This is a genomic window from Ruegeria sp. R13_0, from assembly GCF_017743995.1.
GTDB lineage: Bacteria > Pseudomonadota > Alphaproteobacteria > Rhodobacterales > Rhodobacteraceae > Ruegeria.
In genome coordinates this window covers 74,867-90,850 of record NZ_JAGHRB010000014.1, presented here as the reverse complement: position 1 = coordinate 90,850, position 15,984 = coordinate 74,867, and the positions used below count along the sequence as shown (strand labels likewise).

The window sequence follows — 15,984 nt, the reverse complement described above, 5'->3', positions numbered from 1 at the left end:
TTTATTGAGCGTCTCGCAGGGACTTCAGCCCCAGCAGAACGGCAGCCAGAATCATGAACCCGCCACCCGCGCGATCCAACCACAGCCGCGCAGACCCTTTGAGCCGCGTCGCGAGCCAACTGGCGCTGGCACCGTAAGCGGTCAGAAACAAGCCGTCCATGATCAGATAGGTGGCTGAGAGGATCGCGAATTGCGGCCAGAAGGGCAGCGCGCTGTCGATGAACAGCGGAAACAGTGCGGCAAAGAACACTACTGCTTTGGGATTGGCGGCTGAAGTGATGAAGCCCTGCATCCACAAGGTTTTTCGGCTGGCCAGCTGTGCGGTTTGCGCTGTTTGAGGTTTGGCTTTGACAATCGCTTTGACGCCGAGAAAGACAAGATATGCGACGCCCAGCCATTTGATCACAGCCAGCGCGGTGCCCGAGGCCGCAATGATCGCGGCAAGCCCGAGACCCGCCGCCAACATCTGCAACAGGTTCGCCGTCAGATCACCAGCAGCCGTGAACACGCCCCGGCGCAGCCCGTTGGTGGCCGAGTTCGACAGCATCAGAAGCTGGCTTGGTCCTGGAGTGCTCATCAGCAGCAGGACGGTGGCGACATAGGTGATCCAGATATCAAAGCTCATGGCAGGTTATTTCTTTCCCGGTGTTCCATCGAACTTTTTCTTAAGCGAGGACCAGCAGTCAATATAGTCGTCCTGCAAGGGGGCCTCGGTCGCGGCGAAGGCGGTCAGATGCTGTGGGAAGCGGGTTTCGAACATGAAGGACATCGTGTGATCCAGCTTGTCCGGCCCCAGATTGGCGTTTGAGGCCTTTTCGAACGCTTCGCGGTCCGGGCCGTGGGGGATCATCATGTTGTGCAGGCTCATGCCGCCGGGAACAAAGCCCTGAGGTTTGGCGTCATACTGGCCGTAGATATTGCCCATCAGCTCGGACATGATGTTCTTGTGGTACCACGGCGGGCGGAAGGTGTCTTCGGCCACCATCCAACGCTCGCGGAACAGGACGAAGTCGATATTGGCTGTGCCGGGCTGGCCCGAAGGGGCCGTCAGGACGGTGAAAATCGACGGATCCGGGTGGTCGAACAAGATTGCGCCGACCGGGCAGTAGGTGCGCAGGTCGTATTTATAGGGCGCATAGTTGCCGTGCCAGGCCACTACGTCCAGCGGGCTATGACCGATCTGAGTGACGTGGAACTGCCCGCACCATTTGATCGTCACGGTTGAAGGCACCTCTCGGTCCTCGAACGCCGCGACGGGCACTTTGAAGTCGCGCGGATTGGCCATGCAATTGGCACCAATCGGACCGCGCCCTGGCAGTTCGAATTTCTGCCCGTAATTCTCGCAGACAAAGCCCCGAGCGGGACCTTCCAGCACTTCAACACGGTAGAGCAACCCGCGCGGCAGGATCGCGATTTCCTGTGGCTCCAGATCAATGATCCCAAGCTCGGTCACAAACCGCAGGCGGCCGTCTTGCGGAACCACCAGCAGCTCGGAATCGGCCGAGAAGAAATAGTCGTCCACCATCGAGTCGGTGACCAGATAGACATGGCTGGCCATGCCGACCTGCGTGTTCACATCCCCCGCCGTTGTCATGGTGCGCATACCGGTCAGCCAGGTCAAAGAGGCGTCAGAATGCGGAACCGGGTCCCAGCGATACTGACCAAGGCTGATCACATCCGGGTCGATACAGGGCGCGGACTTCCAATAGGGCAGGTCGATTTTCTCATAGCGATGCGAATGCTTGACCGACGGGCGAATGCGGTAGCACCACGTCCGCTCGGGCGGATTGGCCGTGAAGGCCGTGCCGCTGAGCTGTTCGCCATAGAGGCCATAGTTGCAGCGTTGCGGGCTGTTCATGCCCTGCGGCAACGCGCCAGGCAAAGCCTCGGTCTCAAAGTCATTGCCGAAGCCTGGCATATAGCCGGGATGCGTTCCTACAGGTGTGACGGCCTGCGTCAGACCATGCGGTTCAGCCTTGTTGGACATCGTGAACTCCTCGGTTTTCTGCTTGTGAATTATTAGTTGTTTTTGTAACTAACAAGCATGTCCCAAGAAAAAGATGATTTTGATCTGCAGAATTTTTTGCCGTTCCTGTTGAATCAGGCAGCTGAAGCAGCCTCATTGGAGTTTCAGCGCCTCTACAAGGAACGCTATGGCATGCTGCGCAGTGAATGGCGGGTGCTGTTCCATCTGGGTGTCTTCGGCACTCTGACCGCGAAAGAGATTGGCAAGCGCGCGAAGCTGCACAAAACCAAGATCAGCCGCGCGGTGTATAAGCTGGAACAAAGCCGCTACCTCAAACGTACAAGGGATGAGGATGACCGAAGGGTCGAATGGCTGACGCTGACGCCCGCCGGTCAGACCGTCTATCGTGAACTGAGCGGTATAGCTGAGCGCTATGACGCGAAACTGGCGGGCGCATTCTCGGAAGAAGAGGCCGCCATGCTGAGGAAAATGCTGCGGCGACTGGCAGGGATGGCTTAAGGTCTGGTAATTTCCATCACGCAGCCCACATTCAGGGCAGTACTTTGACGGACAATTCCATGACCTCTTCAGATCCTATCTTTGACCTTATCGACTGGCTTGTTTCCAAAGGGCTTGAAGGGGCTGGTCAGGAAGAATTGCTGGATGGCTTTTGCAACCGCCTGATTGATCTGGGCCTTCCCCTGATGCGATTCCACGCGGCGCAGTCGACGCTGCATCCGCTTTATGGCGGCACTGGCTATAGCTGGTATCGGGATTCCGGCGGGGAATCCGAGCGGTTCGCAAACACCGACACCCCCAGCGAAGTCTGGCAACGCAGCCCTCTCTATGCGCTTTTGCATGAGGACATGGATGACCTGCGCGTGCGGTTGGTGGACCAGAACGAACCAAGCCGTTTCCCCTTGTTGAATGACCTGCGCGAGATCGGAGCGACGGATTACTACGCAACGGGCGTGTCGTTTGAACGCTCCGAACAGGTCCGTCCGGCGGGTGAGAAAAAGATCGGTGACGGAGTGCTGATGTCCTGGACCAGCGACGCTCCCACCGGTTTTGATGACAGCGATCTGGGGAAAATCCATGTAGCTCTGCCGCATCTTGGGCTTGCGTTGAAATCCGCCAAGAACCAGACCATGGCCAAGGATCTGATGCGCGTCTACCTTGGACGCGATGCGGGGCGGCGTGTCCTGTCTGGCGAGATCCGTCGCGGTTCGTTGCAACAGATTGATGCGGTGATCTGGAACTTCGACCTCGAAGGCTTCACCACCCTGTCCGAGGATCTGCCGGGTCACGAGATCATAGACATGCTGAACGACTATCTTGCCGTTGCCGTGGGCGTCGTGCACGACAATGGCGGCAACATCCTGAAATTCATGGGTGACGGGCTGATGGCCATGTTCGACGTGGGAGAGAGCGACGCTGATGCCCGCGCGGCTCTGGCCGCTGTCGCCATGCTGCAAAGCCGGATGGAAGAGCTGAACGCGCGGCGACTGGTAGATGGGCAGAGGGTGGCAAATTTCACCCTGGCGCTGCATTCGGGTGAGATCCTCTATGGCAATATCGGATCAGAAACTCGGCTGGATTTCACGGTGATTGGTCCTGCGGTGAATCAGGCGGCCCGGATTGCCGGGATGCACCGGTCGTTGGGCCAGAGGATTCTCGTCTCCGACGACGTTGCCCGTGCCGCTCAACCCTGCGCGCAGGAGTTGATCTCTGTCGGGCGCTACATGTTGCGCGGCGTTAACGAACCGAAAGAACTTTTCACCATATACAAACAAGCAAGCGGCGCCAAAAAGTCAGAGGTCAAGAACGCAACGTAACGGTGGCGCGATGTTCGCGGGGGTGAAACCCTCTGATCAAATGGCATAGAGGGGCGGGCCGCTGAGGTCCGAAAGGGGCGCATGTTCGAGAAGGTTCTAAAATACGCGGTTGGCGCATGCGCGCTGGCTGTTGTTGCAGCAGGTGGCTACCTGTGGATCGCGCCACCGGATTTGTTGAAAGTGGGCACCAACTATTCGGCCAAGATCGTCTGTTCGAACGTGTTCCTGGCCGGGCGCGATGCCGATACCGTGCTACAAAGCGATGTGCAAGCGCCGGGACATCCCTTGCTGAAGCAGGTTTCGGTCAGTGTCGACGAACAGGCCCAATCGGTTGAGGCGCGGATGTTTGGATTCTTCGCTCCGGCCACATCCCAATACCGCCCCGGATTGGGATGCACTAATGTGCACGACGTAGAGCTGACAGATCACACGCTGCCCGAACCCGCACCTGTACCCAACGGTCTTTGGCCGCATGGAAATGAGGTCGTTCTGTCCGCGAACCCCGCGCTGACCGATGTTTTGTCGGACCCGTCCTTGCTGGGCGAAGGCTATCGCGCGGTCGTGGTCGTCAAGGATGGACGCATCATTGCCGAGGCTTATGCTGATGGCTTTGACACCGAAACGCCCTTGCTGGGATGGTCGATGACCAAAACGATCACCGCAGGGTTGATTGGTACGCTGATCCAGTCGGGCGACATGGCGCTGGGCGATGATCTTACGGATGTTTTCCCCGACTGGGCCGAAGACTCGCGCCGCGACATCACGGTCGAGGACATGCTGGCCATGTCCAGTGGCCTGCAATGGGATGAGGAATATGGCGACGTCTCGGACGTAACGCGCATGCTGTATCTCAAGGATGACATGGTCGATTTCGCCGCCGGACGCCCCGCTGCATATCCCACGGCGACCGAGTTCAGCTATTCCTCGGGCACGTCCACAGTTCTGTCTCGTGTGTGGCAGGGCCAGCTTGAAGAGGGCGACCTCAGCTACCCCCGCACAGCGTTGTTCGACCCTCTGGGCATGCACTCAGCTGTGGTGGAGACCGATGGGGCGGATACATTTGTGGGCTCAAGCTACATGTACGCCACCGCGCGCGACTGGGCGCGCTTTGGGCAGTTTCTGCTACAGGGCGGTGTTTGGAAAGGGCAGCGGATCTTGCCCGAAGGCTACACCGATTGGATGTTTGAACCCGTCGCGACCTCAGACGGGGCTTATGCCAAAGGGCATATGTGGTTGGACGGCCCACGTGGTGAGCCGCAATTCGAGGACACCGTCTGGCTGCAGGGTCATGACGGCCAATCCGTCGGCATTTTTCCCTCGCATGATATGGTGGTGGTGCGTTTGGGGCTGACGCCGTCACGGTTGGGATATTCGCCACTGCCTTTGGCCAAAGCTCTGATCGCGACTGTGGGTGACGGCTGAAGTGCTGCAGCGTACAGACGGCGGTCGCAGGTTTTCCTCTTGCTCAGACCTGTTGCGTCGATCTCTGAAAAGAGATTCCAGAGCGGATTGGCCAAATTCGGGTTTCTATCCTGAAATAGAAACACCTGCTCGCAGGCAAATCGGTCCAAACGCAATCCTCCTAGCCTTCGATGCTGACCAGTCCCGAAAACTCATTTCTGGCGACACTTAGAATAATCTCCGAAAGGAAGGCGAACGTCTGGTGGTGACCGCTAGATTTTCGCCAAACCAGACCGATGGACCTGTTCAACCGTCCCGGGCGATAGGGCACCAGAACCACATCTCCGCCAACCTCTGGAATTTCAGATGCGGCGTAAAGCGACGGAAGGAAGGACACGCCGATATTCATCGCTGTCATCTGCCGAATTGCGTCAAGACTCGTGCCTTCGTAGTCGTAGAGGAGGTTGGCCCCCAAGCTATTGGCGAGGTCTGCAACTTGGTTGTGAAGCGTGAATCGACGAGAGAGCGCCAGAATGCTCTCACCCTTCAGATCTTCGTCATTGGCCAATTCTTTTTGGGCAAGGCGGTGATTTCGGGCCACCGCAAGTTTCAGAGGTTCCCGAAGCAGGCGTAGGATCGTGACGTCTGACGAGCTCACCGGCAGTTGCGTCAAAATGAAATCGTGCACCCCGCTCAGAAGCTCTTGCAACAGCTCGGACGGTGCCCCATCTCGCACGATCAGTTTTAGGCTCGGGTGGTTTTCGTGCAGGTGGTGAAAAACACGTGGCAAAAGGTACGGGCCGAGGGTTGGTGATGATCCTAGTCGGAACGTGCCCGCAAGCTCGGATTTCATCCGACCGGAAGTTTCTTGCAGCAAAGCGACCTCTGACAAGATGCTCCGAGTTTTTTCCAGTACTTCGCGCCCTTCAGGTGTCAGCACAGCTCCGGCTCTGCCGCGCTCGACCAGTTTCAGTTCAAGCGCGGCTTCGAGATTGGCAATCTGCAGGCTGAGAGATGGCTGGCTGATACCTATCCGCTCAGCGGCTTTTCTGTAGTGACCAGTTTCGGCCAGCGCTCGAAAGTAAGCCAGTTGTTTTAGCGTCAGTTGCAATTCCATTGATAGGTTTTTCCAATCAAAGATTCTAACACAATAGGCTATTATACTGGGCCGAAACAACCATCATTACCAAGTGGCCTATTTTAGAGCGCTTGTTTTTGGTGCGTTTGCTCGGAGGATTTCATGAATATTCAAAACGAATTCGCTAGAACTGACGGCGTCCGCGCGTTGCGAGACTCAATCCAATTGCCAACTTCGCGTTCGCAGGGTGTCCTTTCGCAGGGCGAAATTGACTGGTGCAAGGTGCGCGGCATTGAATTGGCATATGATCCTGTGCAAATCGGATGGGTGCCTCTGCTCTGTGAGGATGACATATCTGAAACATCCAGCCGGCCTCAATCTCGGCAAATTCAGTTACGCCCTTGGCAGGCGCAGGATGCAGCTGACTATGCTGCCATGCTGTCGTCAGAACGCTTGTGGCATTATTTGCCCGACCGATACCCGGGCCCAATCAGCGAGGATGACGCGCGACAGTTGATCGAGTTGACGGGTGAAGACCATCACGAAGTCTTGGCCGCTTCGATAGACGACACTGTCATCGGACAAGCCCGAATGCTGAGAGTGGGACAAGACAGCGCCGAAATCAGCTATTGGATCGGTGAGCAGCATTGGGGCAAAGGGTATGCCAGCTCTGTCGTGGCGCAATTCTGCACTCAGTGCTTGCGTCAAAACCCTGAGATTATTCGGCTTTTTGCGGTTGTGCACGAGAGCAATATTGCATCTCAATCAATCCTCAAGAAGTGCCGCTTCACCGAGGCCTCTCGCGACACTGTCTGGATAACATTCGAACGCTTCCGTCGCGCATCTTAGGCTGTCGTGCCCGAAAGGGGGCGGCGCGGTCTGGTGGGGAAGGGGTTCAAGTAGCGCCTAGAAGTCGATTTCGACGCCGGGCAAGTTCAACTCGCGCATCATGTCGCGCAGTTCCTGACGCGCTGCGATGTTAGAGATGTTCAGCTGTTTGACGCCTATATCTTTGAGGTCCAGCAGGGTCAGGCCGCGAGGAAAAAGCTCACGGAAGATGACCCGCTCGGAAAAGCCCGAAGCGACGCGGAACCCGATGCGTTGCGACAGCATCTCGATCGCGCGTTGCATTTTTTCCTTGTTGACCATGCGCTGAGTACCGACCCGGTTGCGCACGACGACCCAGTCGATCGGTTTCAAGCCTGCCTGCGCCCGCAATTGCCGCGCGTTCCAAACCATTTCGGAATAGACCGACGGGCCGAGGATCTTCTCACCTTTGGAGTCAATCCGGGCTAGCAGGTCGAAATCAATGAAACTGTCGTTCAGCGGTGTGATCAGCGTATCGGCCAGCGAATGCGCCACTTGGCTGAGACGGGTATGTGAGCCAGGGCAGTCGATCAGGATAAAATCGCTGTCATTCTCAAGCTGCGAAACAGCCGCCGACAGGCGATGGTCATAGATATTCTCGCCAGGTTTCAGGGTGCTGGCGTCGATCTCGGGCAGGTCGTGGTGGCGTGGGCTGGGCAGGCTTGCCTCAGCGTTTTTCAAAAAGTTCGCCCGGTTCTCGAAATAGCGTCCCAAGCTTCGCTGCCGCAGGTCAAGATCCAGCGTGCTGACCTTGCGGCCCAGACGCGCCAGAGCGGTGGCCACATGCATGGAAACGGTCGATTTGCCTGCGCCGCCCTTTTCGTTCCCCACTACGATGATATGTGCCATGCCGTCGTTCCCAAGCCCTGCCGTGTTTGTCCACACGTTGTTATTAGCCACTATATGTTGTGTCAGCGGGGAAGAAAAGAACCTCGGGGCGTTGTTTCGACCAATATCAGGCTCTAATTTGGAAAACCCAATCGCTTTGGCAGTTTAGAACGCCATGCTTGCCAAAACCGGGCCCGTGATTCACTCTTTAATCGAGGATCGGACAGGAGGATACCGGTTGGAGCAACTGTTCCTGAGCGTTCTGAACGTGGTTTTACCGGTCCTGATTTGCGTGGGCATCGGGTATGGGCTGGCGCTTACCAAGTCTCCGTTTGACAATAAAGTGGTCGGAGGGATCGTCTCGCGGGTCGGCTATCCGACCCTGATCCTGTCGCATCTGGCGGGCACCAAGCTGAATGTGGGCACGTTTCTGGATATGATGAGCGCTGCTGCGCTGGCTGTGGCCAGCTTTGGCGTTCTGGGCTTTGTGGCTTTGCGGCTTCTGCGCCTGCCTGTAAGGGCGTTCCTGACGCCCCTGATGCATGGGAATGTGGGCAATATCGGCCTGCCGATCACTCTGCTGGCGCTGGGCGACGCGGGGATGGCCTACACAATGGCCTTTGTCGTCGTTGTCCTGATCAGCATCTTTACCGTTGGAATGTGGATCCCGGCCGGTGTGTTCTCGGTTAGAAAGCTGGTCACATCACCGATCATCTATGCCGTGGCCCTGTCGTTGATCCTGATGGCCACAGGGACCAGCCTGCCGCAACCGATCGCCAAGTCCTTCGATATCCTGGGCGGGTTGTCGATCCCGCTGATGTTGCTGACACTGGGCCACACGCTGGCGACGCTAAGGATTGCCAGTCTGGGGCGTGCAGTCTTGCTGACCGGACTGCATCTGGTCATGGCTGTGGGTATTGCCATGGGTCTGGTCTGGCTCTTCGGCTTCACGGGTGCCGAGCGCGGCGCCCTGATCCTGTGCTGCCTGATGCCATCCTCGGTGGCAACATACCTGTTCATTGACCAGCACGTGCCGGAATACGGCCCGGATGTCGCCGGGTTCATCCTAGTGTCTACCTTGACGACCATACTCGTTCTACCGCTGGCCTTGACCTATTGGATTTGACGTAAACCCTATGCGTGGCTGCAAAAATCGCTAATCTACTGATAAATTGCGGTAAAGAGCCACAAGCTCAGGGTGACACGATGAACGGAAAGACGCCGACAGACGTAACCCCACAAGCCCGCGCCCGCGTGGTGCTGGCAATGACGGCAATCTGCATGATGGTTGTAGGGTTTAACACCACCGCCGTTGCGACGATCCTACCTAACCTGAAGGCCGAATTCGACCTGACACCGTCCGGCCTGCAATGGGTAATGGCGATCTATACCGTCGCAAGCGCCTCACTTGTTACCATCGTCAGTCGTCTGGGCGATATCACCGGCAAGATGGGGGTTTTCTTCTTTGGTATGGTCGTCTTTGCCTTTGGGTCTGGCTCGGTCCTGTTTGCGCAAGACGCAACCATGCTGTTAATCGGGCGCGGTGCGCAAGGCGCGGGGGCAGCGGCGTTGTTCGGAACTTCTCTTTCCCTGCTGACAGCGGCGACACCTGAGGAACAGAGAGCCGGTGTCACCGGTTTCTGGGGCGCGATTGTCGGGCTGGCTATCGGAGTTGGTCCCATCGTAGGCGGTGCCTTTGGGCATTACATTAGCTGGCGCGCGGTGTTTGCCGCCGATCTGGTTCTGCTGGTCGTGGCCTTCACCATTGGATTGCATGTCAGCAAACGGAAGTACGTGCCTGACACGCGCCTTGCCGGGGCACGTTTCGACTATCCCGGAGCAGTTGCCATTCTGCTATTTCTCGGGCCGCTGTCCTTTGCGCTTAGCAATGGGGAAAGCGGCGGGTGGAGCACACCACTGACGCTAATACCGCTGGCTGTGGCGGCCCTGGCGACCGTCCTGCTGGTCATTGTCTCGCGTCGCAGTGATGACCCGTTGATCGAGCTGCGGTATTTCCGTCATCCGCGTTATTTCATGGCCGCCGCGGGAATGTTCTTTACCGGTTTCACGCTTTTCTGTTTCTTTGTCTATTTCAACACGTTTGTGCAATCGCCGGATGCCTTTGGCTATACCTCCATCGGCGCGGGATTGGCGATCATGCCGCTTAGCCTCAGCATGTTTGTCATATCTGTCACCGCGCCCCGGTTTCTGGCACCCTACAGTTTCCAGTGGCCGGTTGCGATCGGACTGGGGGCAATGGCATGTGGGTTCCTGTTGCTGACGACAGTCTCGAATACCACGCAATATTCCGAGATCTGGTGGAAGCTGCTGATCGTCGGGATCGGGTTGGGTATCTGTTTCTCGCTCCTGCCGCGCCTTGGCCTGCGCCTTCTGCCCGAAGAGCATGTTGGACAGGGCTCAGGCGTGATTAACGCCTGTCTCTATTTCGGAGCAACCATGGGGGCAGTGGTCGGTGGGTTGGCAGAGTCTATCACCATACGTCGTGGCTTGTCCGAAGTGATTGACGCACTGCCCTCCGGATCAACGCAGCGTGCTGATCTGGCGCATGCGCTGACCCACGGCAAACCTGGCGAGGTCCAGCAGTTACTCACCAGCTTGGAGCCGACGGCAGGAACAGCTCTGGCTGAGGCTCTGCGGGATTTGCAGGACAACGCCTTTGACAGCGCAATGGTGGTCGCTGCGATTGCCGCTCTGATCGGGATGGTTTTGGCGCTGTTGCTGCTTCGCGGGCCAGTGCCACCACTGCACAGTGCAGTGGAGCTGACGAAGTAAGAAAGTTGCCGATCCGATTTTGTTTTCGAAACAGGTCCGCGTGGCGTGCATCATGCATTTAGTCGGAAACAAAAAAGGCCGCCCCCAAGGGACGGCCTTACGAAATCGAACATGGCAAGACTTAGAAGCCCAGACCTTCGTATTTCTTTTTGAACTTCGACACGCGGCCGCCGGCGTCCATCAGGCGCGACGAACCACCAGTCCATGCGGGGTGCACGGAGGGGTCGATTTCCAGAGCCAGCTGATCGCCTTCGCTGCCCCAGGTGGATTTCATCTGAACAACGGTGCCATCGGTCATTTTGACGTCGATGACGTGATAATCGGGATGGATGTCTTTTTTCATCTTTCCGTTCCTTACGCTTCGGCGCCAGCTTTGGGCTTGTAGTTGGTGACCTCTGCGATACGTGCGGATTTACCACGACGGGTGCGCAGGTAGTACAGTTTGGCGCGACGGACGCGGCCACGGCGAACAACGGTGATGCTGTCGATGTTGGTCGAATGCAGCGGGAACACACGCTCTACGCCTTCGCCGAACGAGATTTTGCGGACGGTGAACGAACCGGCGATGCCGTTGCCACCTTTACGCGCGATGCAGACACCTTCGTAGTTCTGCACACGGGTACGCGACCCTTCGGTCACTTTAAAGCCGACACGAACGGTGTCACCGGCTTTGAAATCGGGGATGTCTTTCCCCAGGGCGGCAATCTGTTCCGCCTCAAGCTGTGCGATCAAGTCCATCGCATTCACTCCTATCTGCTCGTGGTTGGTCCACGAAGTTTGGGCACGGCCTGAGAGCTCTTGGTCTTCATCGGGTCCTGCGTACAGCCCGCCAGAGGTCAGATCGAATGTTCCTTTGGTCCGGTCTGCCCTGACACGCGTTGCCCGAAGAAAGCCAAGCGGTGCGCCATGAAACAAACCAAAACACCGGAGTCGCATCACGCGGCACCGGATTGCGCTGCTTTAGGGGGTTTGCGGACAGGGATCAAGCCTAAATCGCAGGCACCGGCGGTGGGATTTTGCCAATTCCTGAATGCGACGTTGCTTTGTGCGTTGGATCAGGCATTCTGAGGTCAATTACAAGAGCAGTTATTTCAGGCTGAAACAATGACCCGATTTGCAATCATGCTGGCCCTGGCGGCCGCTGTTTTGGTGTCCTGCGGACGCAGAGGACCTCCGCCGCAGGTCGTAGAGGTCACGCCGGGCGTAGACCGGACCGCGCCCGCCGTAATCTACCCCGATTTTGGCGATGCAGATCCACATGACTGGGATGGGCGACATCCCGGGCTTTACCCTGTTCACGGGTTGGATGTATCGCGCTGGCAGGGGCCGATTGATTGGCGTCAGGCCAAGGCCTCGGGCGTCAGCTTTGTGTTCATGAAAGCGACCGAGGGGGGTGATTTCCTCGACCCGATGTTCGCAGAACATCGCCGCGGCGCGCAGGCAGCGGGTGTGCCGTGGGGGGCGTATCACTATTACTATTTCTGTCGGCCAGCCCGTGAACAGGCGCAGTGGTTCATTCAGAACGTCCCGAAAGGTGCGGACCTGCCGCATGTGCTGGACATGGAATGGACGCCGCATTCTAAAACTTGCACCCTGCGTCCCGATGGCAAGATCGTCCGGGCCGAGGCGCAAAAGTTCCTCGATATCCTCGAACGTCATTATGGCCGCCGACCAATCGTCTACACCACTGTGGACTTCTACCAGGACACTAACATCTCACGGCTTCCAAAGACTGATTTCTGGCTGCGCTCGGTAGCGGGACATCCCCGTCAGGTTTATCCCGGCGCGGTCTGGAGGTTCTGGCAATACACAGGCACCGGTCTGGTGCCGGGGGTTCAGGGTAAGGTCGACATAAACGTCTTCAGCGGCCCGCCCGAGATCTGGGCGCAGTGGAAGAACCGCCCATCCTGAGTGGTGTCAGCTTTCGCGTGACTTCTTGTAGTCGTCCCAAACATCAGGCCGCCGTTCCCGCGTTATGTCCTCGGCCATCTGATGCCGCCATTCTGCGATGCGCCCGTGGTGACCGGACATCAGGACCTCGGGGATTGGGCGGCCGTTCCATTTCGCGGGGCGCGTGTATTGCGGGTGTTCTAGCAGGCCCGAGGAAAAGCTCTCTTCCTCGGTCGAGGCTTGGTTGCCAAGCACGCCGGGGATCAGCCGCACGGTGGCGTCGATCAGAGCTTGCGCTGCGATCTCTCCGCCGGTCATGACGAAATCGCCGAGGCTGACTTCTTGCACGCCGTAATGCTCCAACACACGCTCGTCTACGCCTTCAAAACGGCCGCAGAGCAAGGTCATCCCGTCGCAACGCGCGAGGTTCTGCATCATCCGCTGGTCCATGCGCTTGCCCCGCGGGCTAAGGTAGATCAGTGGCCAGTTGCCCCTGATACCGGCCATGGTCTGTTCGATGGCAGGCCCCAAAACGTCGGCGCGCAATACCATACCCGCGCCGCCGCCTGCGGGTGTGTCATCCACATTGCGGTGTTTGCCGATCCCGAACTGCCGCAGATCAACCGTTTCCAGTTGCCAAAGCCCCTCTTGCAAGGCTTTGCCCGTTAAGCTTTCGCCTAGAACGCCGGGGAAGGCGCTGGGAAACAAGGTGATGATCTTGGCCTTCCACACGCCGTGCAGATCCGGGGTCGGAGTCATCAACTCGCGCGGTTGCAGAGTGGGGCGGATGGCCTTGCGGCCGTGGGATTTGCTTGGTGTATCTGTCATGACTGGGAAACCAGATCGTCCTTGGCGCGTTTGATGAGGGCCTTCTTTTGCGCCATCAAAGCCGCATCGTCCAGCGCCGAACGGTTCAACTCGAGCAGTTCCAGCAGAACTTCATCGGTCGGACGGGCCTTGTGCGGCTCCGGCGCGACCAATTTGAACATCTTGTCGCGCGGGAGGTTCAGAAATGTCGCAAACGGAGCGCCCGGCCCGAAGCGGCGCTTACGCAGGTCCTCCATCCACTCGGTCTGGACTTTGACCAGCGGCAGCCGGTCCTGAAGCGTATCCGCCGTCTCTTTCGGCGAGGGCAGGTGGTTCAGCGCCTCCCGGAATTCGTCATAGTCCTGCACCAGCCGTGTCCGCCGCAGATCATGTGCCCAGAGGCTGCGCAGCCAATCCTCACGCTGTCGCAAGGACAGATAGATCGTAAGGTCGACCGGCCCCAGCCGATCTGTCACCTGCTCCACCAGCGTCGTCGCCAATTCCGGGGTCGCCCCGTAGCCTTCGGCGCTGTTGCGACTCGGGCGCAGTCCGGCAAAGTTCTCCTCGCTCAGGATCAAGCCGCGCCTGGTGCCAAAGTCGATGGGGTCCAGAAGCGCGCGGAAACCGGTTTCGAACTCGGCCAGTGTGCTGTGCAGCCGATAGATCGAATGCCGCGTGGCGATGTCTGCAATTCCGGTTTTGCGGGTCTTGTAGGGCAGGATCAATGAAAAATGCGGCCAGATCAGCTGACGGTTCTTGTAGAGAAACGACTGCGCAACGGTGGTGCCGGTCTTGTGCAACCCCAGATGCAGCAGAACGCGCCGCATCAGATCAGGCCTTCTGGCGGGTCAGCGACGATGCGACCGGCCTCAAGATCAACTGTCGGAACAGCGTCCAGAGTAAAGGGCAGCAGGACAGTCGATTTCAGACCCGGCCCGTGCAATTCCAACAAATCCGCCGCGCCGTGATTTTGCACGGATTTCACCCTACCCAGCAAGGTGCCGCCGGTGTCATACACCTCGAGCCCGATCAGGTCGGTGTGATAGAACTCGTCATCCGGCAGTGAAGGCAGTTGATCCCGCCGGGCATACAGGCGCAGACCGTTCAGGGCGTCCGCCTCTTCCTTGGTTTCAACCCCGCCCAGACGCGCAGCAAATCCGTTCTTGATCGCGCGGGTGAGCACCACGGGAAAGCGCTCTTTGCCGTCTTCGTCGGTTAGTGGCGAATAGGCTTCGATGTCTTCTGGCACGGCGCAAAAGCTTTTCAGCCGCACCTCGCCGCGCACACCGTATGATCCCGCAATGCTGCCGACGCAGATCAGATCACTCATTTGAGCCTTCCGTTATACATAGTCCGTTTCGCCATTGCCCGATCACTTCGCAGGCTTCACGCTGGTTATTGCGTTCAAAGAACACGCCGACAATAAATGCGATCAGCAACAGGATGGGAAGCCGTAACAATCCGAACATCGGCCTATCGCACCTCGATCGGCAGAGTCTCGTCGCGGTCTTCCCAACCGGCCCGTTCCAGCTCGGGCGTGTCGGACTCTTCTTCCGGCCAGCCGACGCAGAAATAGCCGATCAGCCGCCAGTTGTCTGGGACGTTCAGATCGGTGTTCATCTGCTCGGGATCCAGGATCGAAACCCAGCCCAGCCCCAGCCCCTGCGCGCGCAGGGCCAGCCAGAACAGGGTGATAGCGGAGACAACGGAATAGCGCCGCATCTCGGGCATGGTGCCCGCGCCCAGACCCTGGCCTTTGCTGGTGGTGTCATCGCAGAACACCGCCAATTGCACCGGCGCTTCTTGCATGCCCGACAGTTTGAGGCCGCTATACAGCTGTGCTTTCTCACCGGAATACCCGGCCAGAGCGTCCGCATTGGCGGTTTGGAAATTCTTGAGCGCCGCGTCGCGCGCGGCCTTACTTTCGACGCGGATCACGCGCCAGGGTTCGCTGAGTCCCACGGATGGGGCCAGCAGAAATGCGTCGAGGCAGCGCGTCAGCACTGCCTCGTCCACAGGGTCGGTGCGGAACCGACGCACATCGCGCCGGAGCCGCATCAACAGATCGAACTGCGTGCGAAAATCCTCGGTGAAAGCCTGATCCTGCACGCGTCAGCCTGCTTATTCTTCTGCTGCAGCTTCTTCAGCCGGTGCAGCAGCAGCCTCGGCAGCTTCAGCAGCCTTTGCAGCTTTCTCTTCCGCGCGCTCTTGGGCTTTCTTGCCCGGAGTACCCTTGTTCGGGTTGTTGCGCTCGGCTTTGTCACGGGTGCCAGCAGCTTCGAGCATACGCGCGATACGGTCGGTGGGCTGAGCGCCCTGATCCAGCCAGTACTGGATGCGTTCCATGTTCATTTTCACGCGCTCTTCGCTGTCTTTCGGCAGCAGCGGGTTGTAGGTGCCCAGTTTCTCGATGAAACGGCCATCGCGGGGCATACGGCTGTCAGCCGCAACAATGCGATAGAAGGGACGTTTTTTCGAGCCGCCGCGGGCGAGACGAATTTTCATTGCCATGGTGGTAT

The 15,984-nt window shown here is 58.2% G+C and carries 18 protein-coding genes; 7 read left to right on the top strand and 11 right to left on the bottom strand.

The features are described from left to right. Position 1: 1 nt before the first annotated feature. Positions 2-625, bottom strand: a complete 624-nt coding sequence (locus J7394_RS18020) for a LysE family translocator (RefSeq protein ID WP_209255130.1) — start codon at positions 623-625, stop codon at positions 2-4. Between the two features lie 6 nt (positions 626-631). Beyond that, positions 632-1,987: a homogentisate 1,2-dioxygenase gene (gene hmgA, locus J7394_RS18015; RefSeq protein WP_209255128.1), complete on the bottom strand. Its 1,356-nt coding sequence runs from the start codon at positions 1,985-1,987 to the stop codon at positions 632-634. Between the two features lie 57 nt (positions 1,988-2,044). On the opposite strand from hmgA, the gene J7394_RS18010 reads away from it, so the two are divergent. From J7394_RS18010 to J7394_RS18000, 3 genes are all read left to right on the top strand, one after another. After that, positions 2,045-2,485, top strand: coding sequence for a MarR family winged helix-turn-helix transcriptional regulator (locus tag J7394_RS18010; protein ID WP_209255126.1), 441 nt, complete (start codon positions 2,045-2,047; stop codon positions 2,483-2,485). Between the two features lie 59 nt (positions 2,486-2,544). Continuing rightward, positions 2,545-3,801, top strand: a complete 1,257-nt coding sequence (locus J7394_RS18005; protein WP_209255124.1) for an adenylate/guanylate cyclase domain-containing protein — start codon at positions 2,545-2,547, stop codon at positions 3,799-3,801. An 81-nt stretch (positions 3,802-3,882) separates the two neighbouring features. Beyond that, entirely contained in the window at positions 3,883-5,223 is a 1,341-nt protein-coding gene (locus J7394_RS18000) for a serine hydrolase (protein WP_209255122.1), read from the top strand. A 160-nt stretch (positions 5,224-5,383) separates the two neighbouring features. Here the strand turns inward: J7394_RS18000 and J7394_RS17995 are convergent, their stop codons facing one another. After that, positions 5,384-6,319 carry a hydrogen peroxide-inducible genes activator gene (locus J7394_RS17995; RefSeq protein ID WP_209255120.1) on the bottom strand — a complete coding sequence of 312 codons (936 nt, stop codon included), beginning with the start codon at positions 6,317-6,319 and terminating at the stop codon, positions 5,384-5,386. 123 nt (positions 6,320-6,442) lie between these two features. Here J7394_RS17995 and J7394_RS17990 point away from each other — a divergent pair, with 123 nt between their 5' ends. Further along, positions 6,443-7,129: a GNAT family N-acetyltransferase gene (locus J7394_RS17990; protein WP_209255112.1), complete on the top strand. Its 687-nt coding sequence runs from the start codon at positions 6,443-6,445 to the stop codon at positions 7,127-7,129. Between the two features lie 57 nt (positions 7,130-7,186). Here J7394_RS17990 and J7394_RS17985 read toward each other — a convergent pair whose 3' ends face one another. Next, positions 7,187-7,996, bottom strand: coding sequence for a division plane positioning ATPase MipZ (locus J7394_RS17985; RefSeq protein WP_170380504.1), 810 nt, complete (start codon positions 7,994-7,996; stop codon positions 7,187-7,189). Positions 7,997-8,213: 217 nt separating this feature from the next. Between J7394_RS17985 and J7394_RS17980 the strand changes: the two genes are divergently transcribed. Continuing rightward, positions 8,214-9,101, top strand: coding sequence for an AEC family transporter (locus J7394_RS17980; RefSeq protein WP_170641585.1), 888 nt, complete (start codon positions 8,214-8,216; stop codon positions 9,099-9,101). 80 nt (positions 9,102-9,181) lie between these two features. Beyond that, positions 9,182-10,768: an MFS transporter gene (locus J7394_RS17975; RefSeq protein WP_170662453.1), complete on the top strand. Its 1,587-nt coding sequence runs from the start codon at positions 9,182-9,184 to the stop codon at positions 10,766-10,768. Positions 10,769-10,889: 121 nt separating this feature from the next. Here the strand turns inward: J7394_RS17975 and rpmE are convergent, their stop codons facing one another. Beyond that, positions 10,890-11,111 carry a 50S ribosomal protein L31 gene (gene rpmE / locus J7394_RS17970; RefSeq protein ID WP_170380502.1) on the bottom strand — a complete coding sequence of 74 codons (222 nt, stop codon included), beginning with the start codon at positions 11,109-11,111 and terminating at the stop codon, positions 10,890-10,892. A gap of 11 nt (positions 11,112-11,122) precedes the next feature. Beyond that, positions 11,123-11,506, bottom strand: coding sequence for a 50S ribosomal protein L19 (gene rplS, locus J7394_RS17965; protein WP_170380501.1), 384 nt, complete (start codon positions 11,504-11,506; stop codon positions 11,123-11,125). A gap of 366 nt (positions 11,507-11,872) precedes the next feature. Here rplS and J7394_RS17960 point away from each other — a divergent pair, with 366 nt between their 5' ends. Then, positions 11,873-12,679: a GH25 family lysozyme gene (locus tag J7394_RS17960; protein WP_209255110.1), complete on the top strand. Its 807-nt coding sequence runs from the start codon at positions 11,873-11,875 to the stop codon at positions 12,677-12,679. A 6-nt stretch (positions 12,680-12,685) separates the two neighbouring features. On the opposite strand, the gene trmD is transcribed toward J7394_RS17960, so the two are convergent. From trmD to rpsP, 5 genes are all read right to left on the bottom strand, one after another. Next, entirely contained in the window at positions 12,686-13,486 is an 801-nt protein-coding gene (gene trmD / locus J7394_RS17955) for a tRNA (guanosine(37)-N1)-methyltransferase TrmD (protein WP_209255108.1), read from the bottom strand. Further along, on the bottom strand, positions 13,483-14,292 hold the full coding sequence (locus J7394_RS17950; RefSeq protein ID WP_209255106.1) for a hypothetical protein: 810 nt from the start codon (positions 14,290-14,292) through the stop codon (positions 13,483-13,485). The genes trmD and J7394_RS17950 overlap by 4 nt, the downstream gene beginning before the upstream one ends. Continuing rightward, a complete protein-coding gene (gene rimM / locus J7394_RS17945) occupies positions 14,292-14,795 on the bottom strand; it encodes a ribosome maturation factor RimM (RefSeq protein WP_170681331.1) in 504 nt (167 codons plus the stop codon). Before rimM ends, J7394_RS17950 begins: the two co-directional genes overlap by 1 nt. Before the next feature lie 143 nt (positions 14,796-14,938). After that, a complete protein-coding gene (gene bluB, locus J7394_RS17940) occupies positions 14,939-15,574 on the bottom strand; it encodes a 5,6-dimethylbenzimidazole synthase (RefSeq protein ID WP_209255104.1) in 636 nt (211 codons plus the stop codon). A 12-nt stretch (positions 15,575-15,586) separates the two neighbouring features. Continuing rightward, the gene (rpsP, locus tag J7394_RS17935) at positions 15,587-15,976 is read right to left on the bottom strand and encodes a 30S ribosomal protein S16 (RefSeq protein ID WP_170350323.1); all 390 of its coding nucleotides are present in this window, start codon (positions 15,974-15,976) and stop codon (positions 15,587-15,589) included. Positions 15,977-15,984 lie beyond the last annotated feature (8 nt).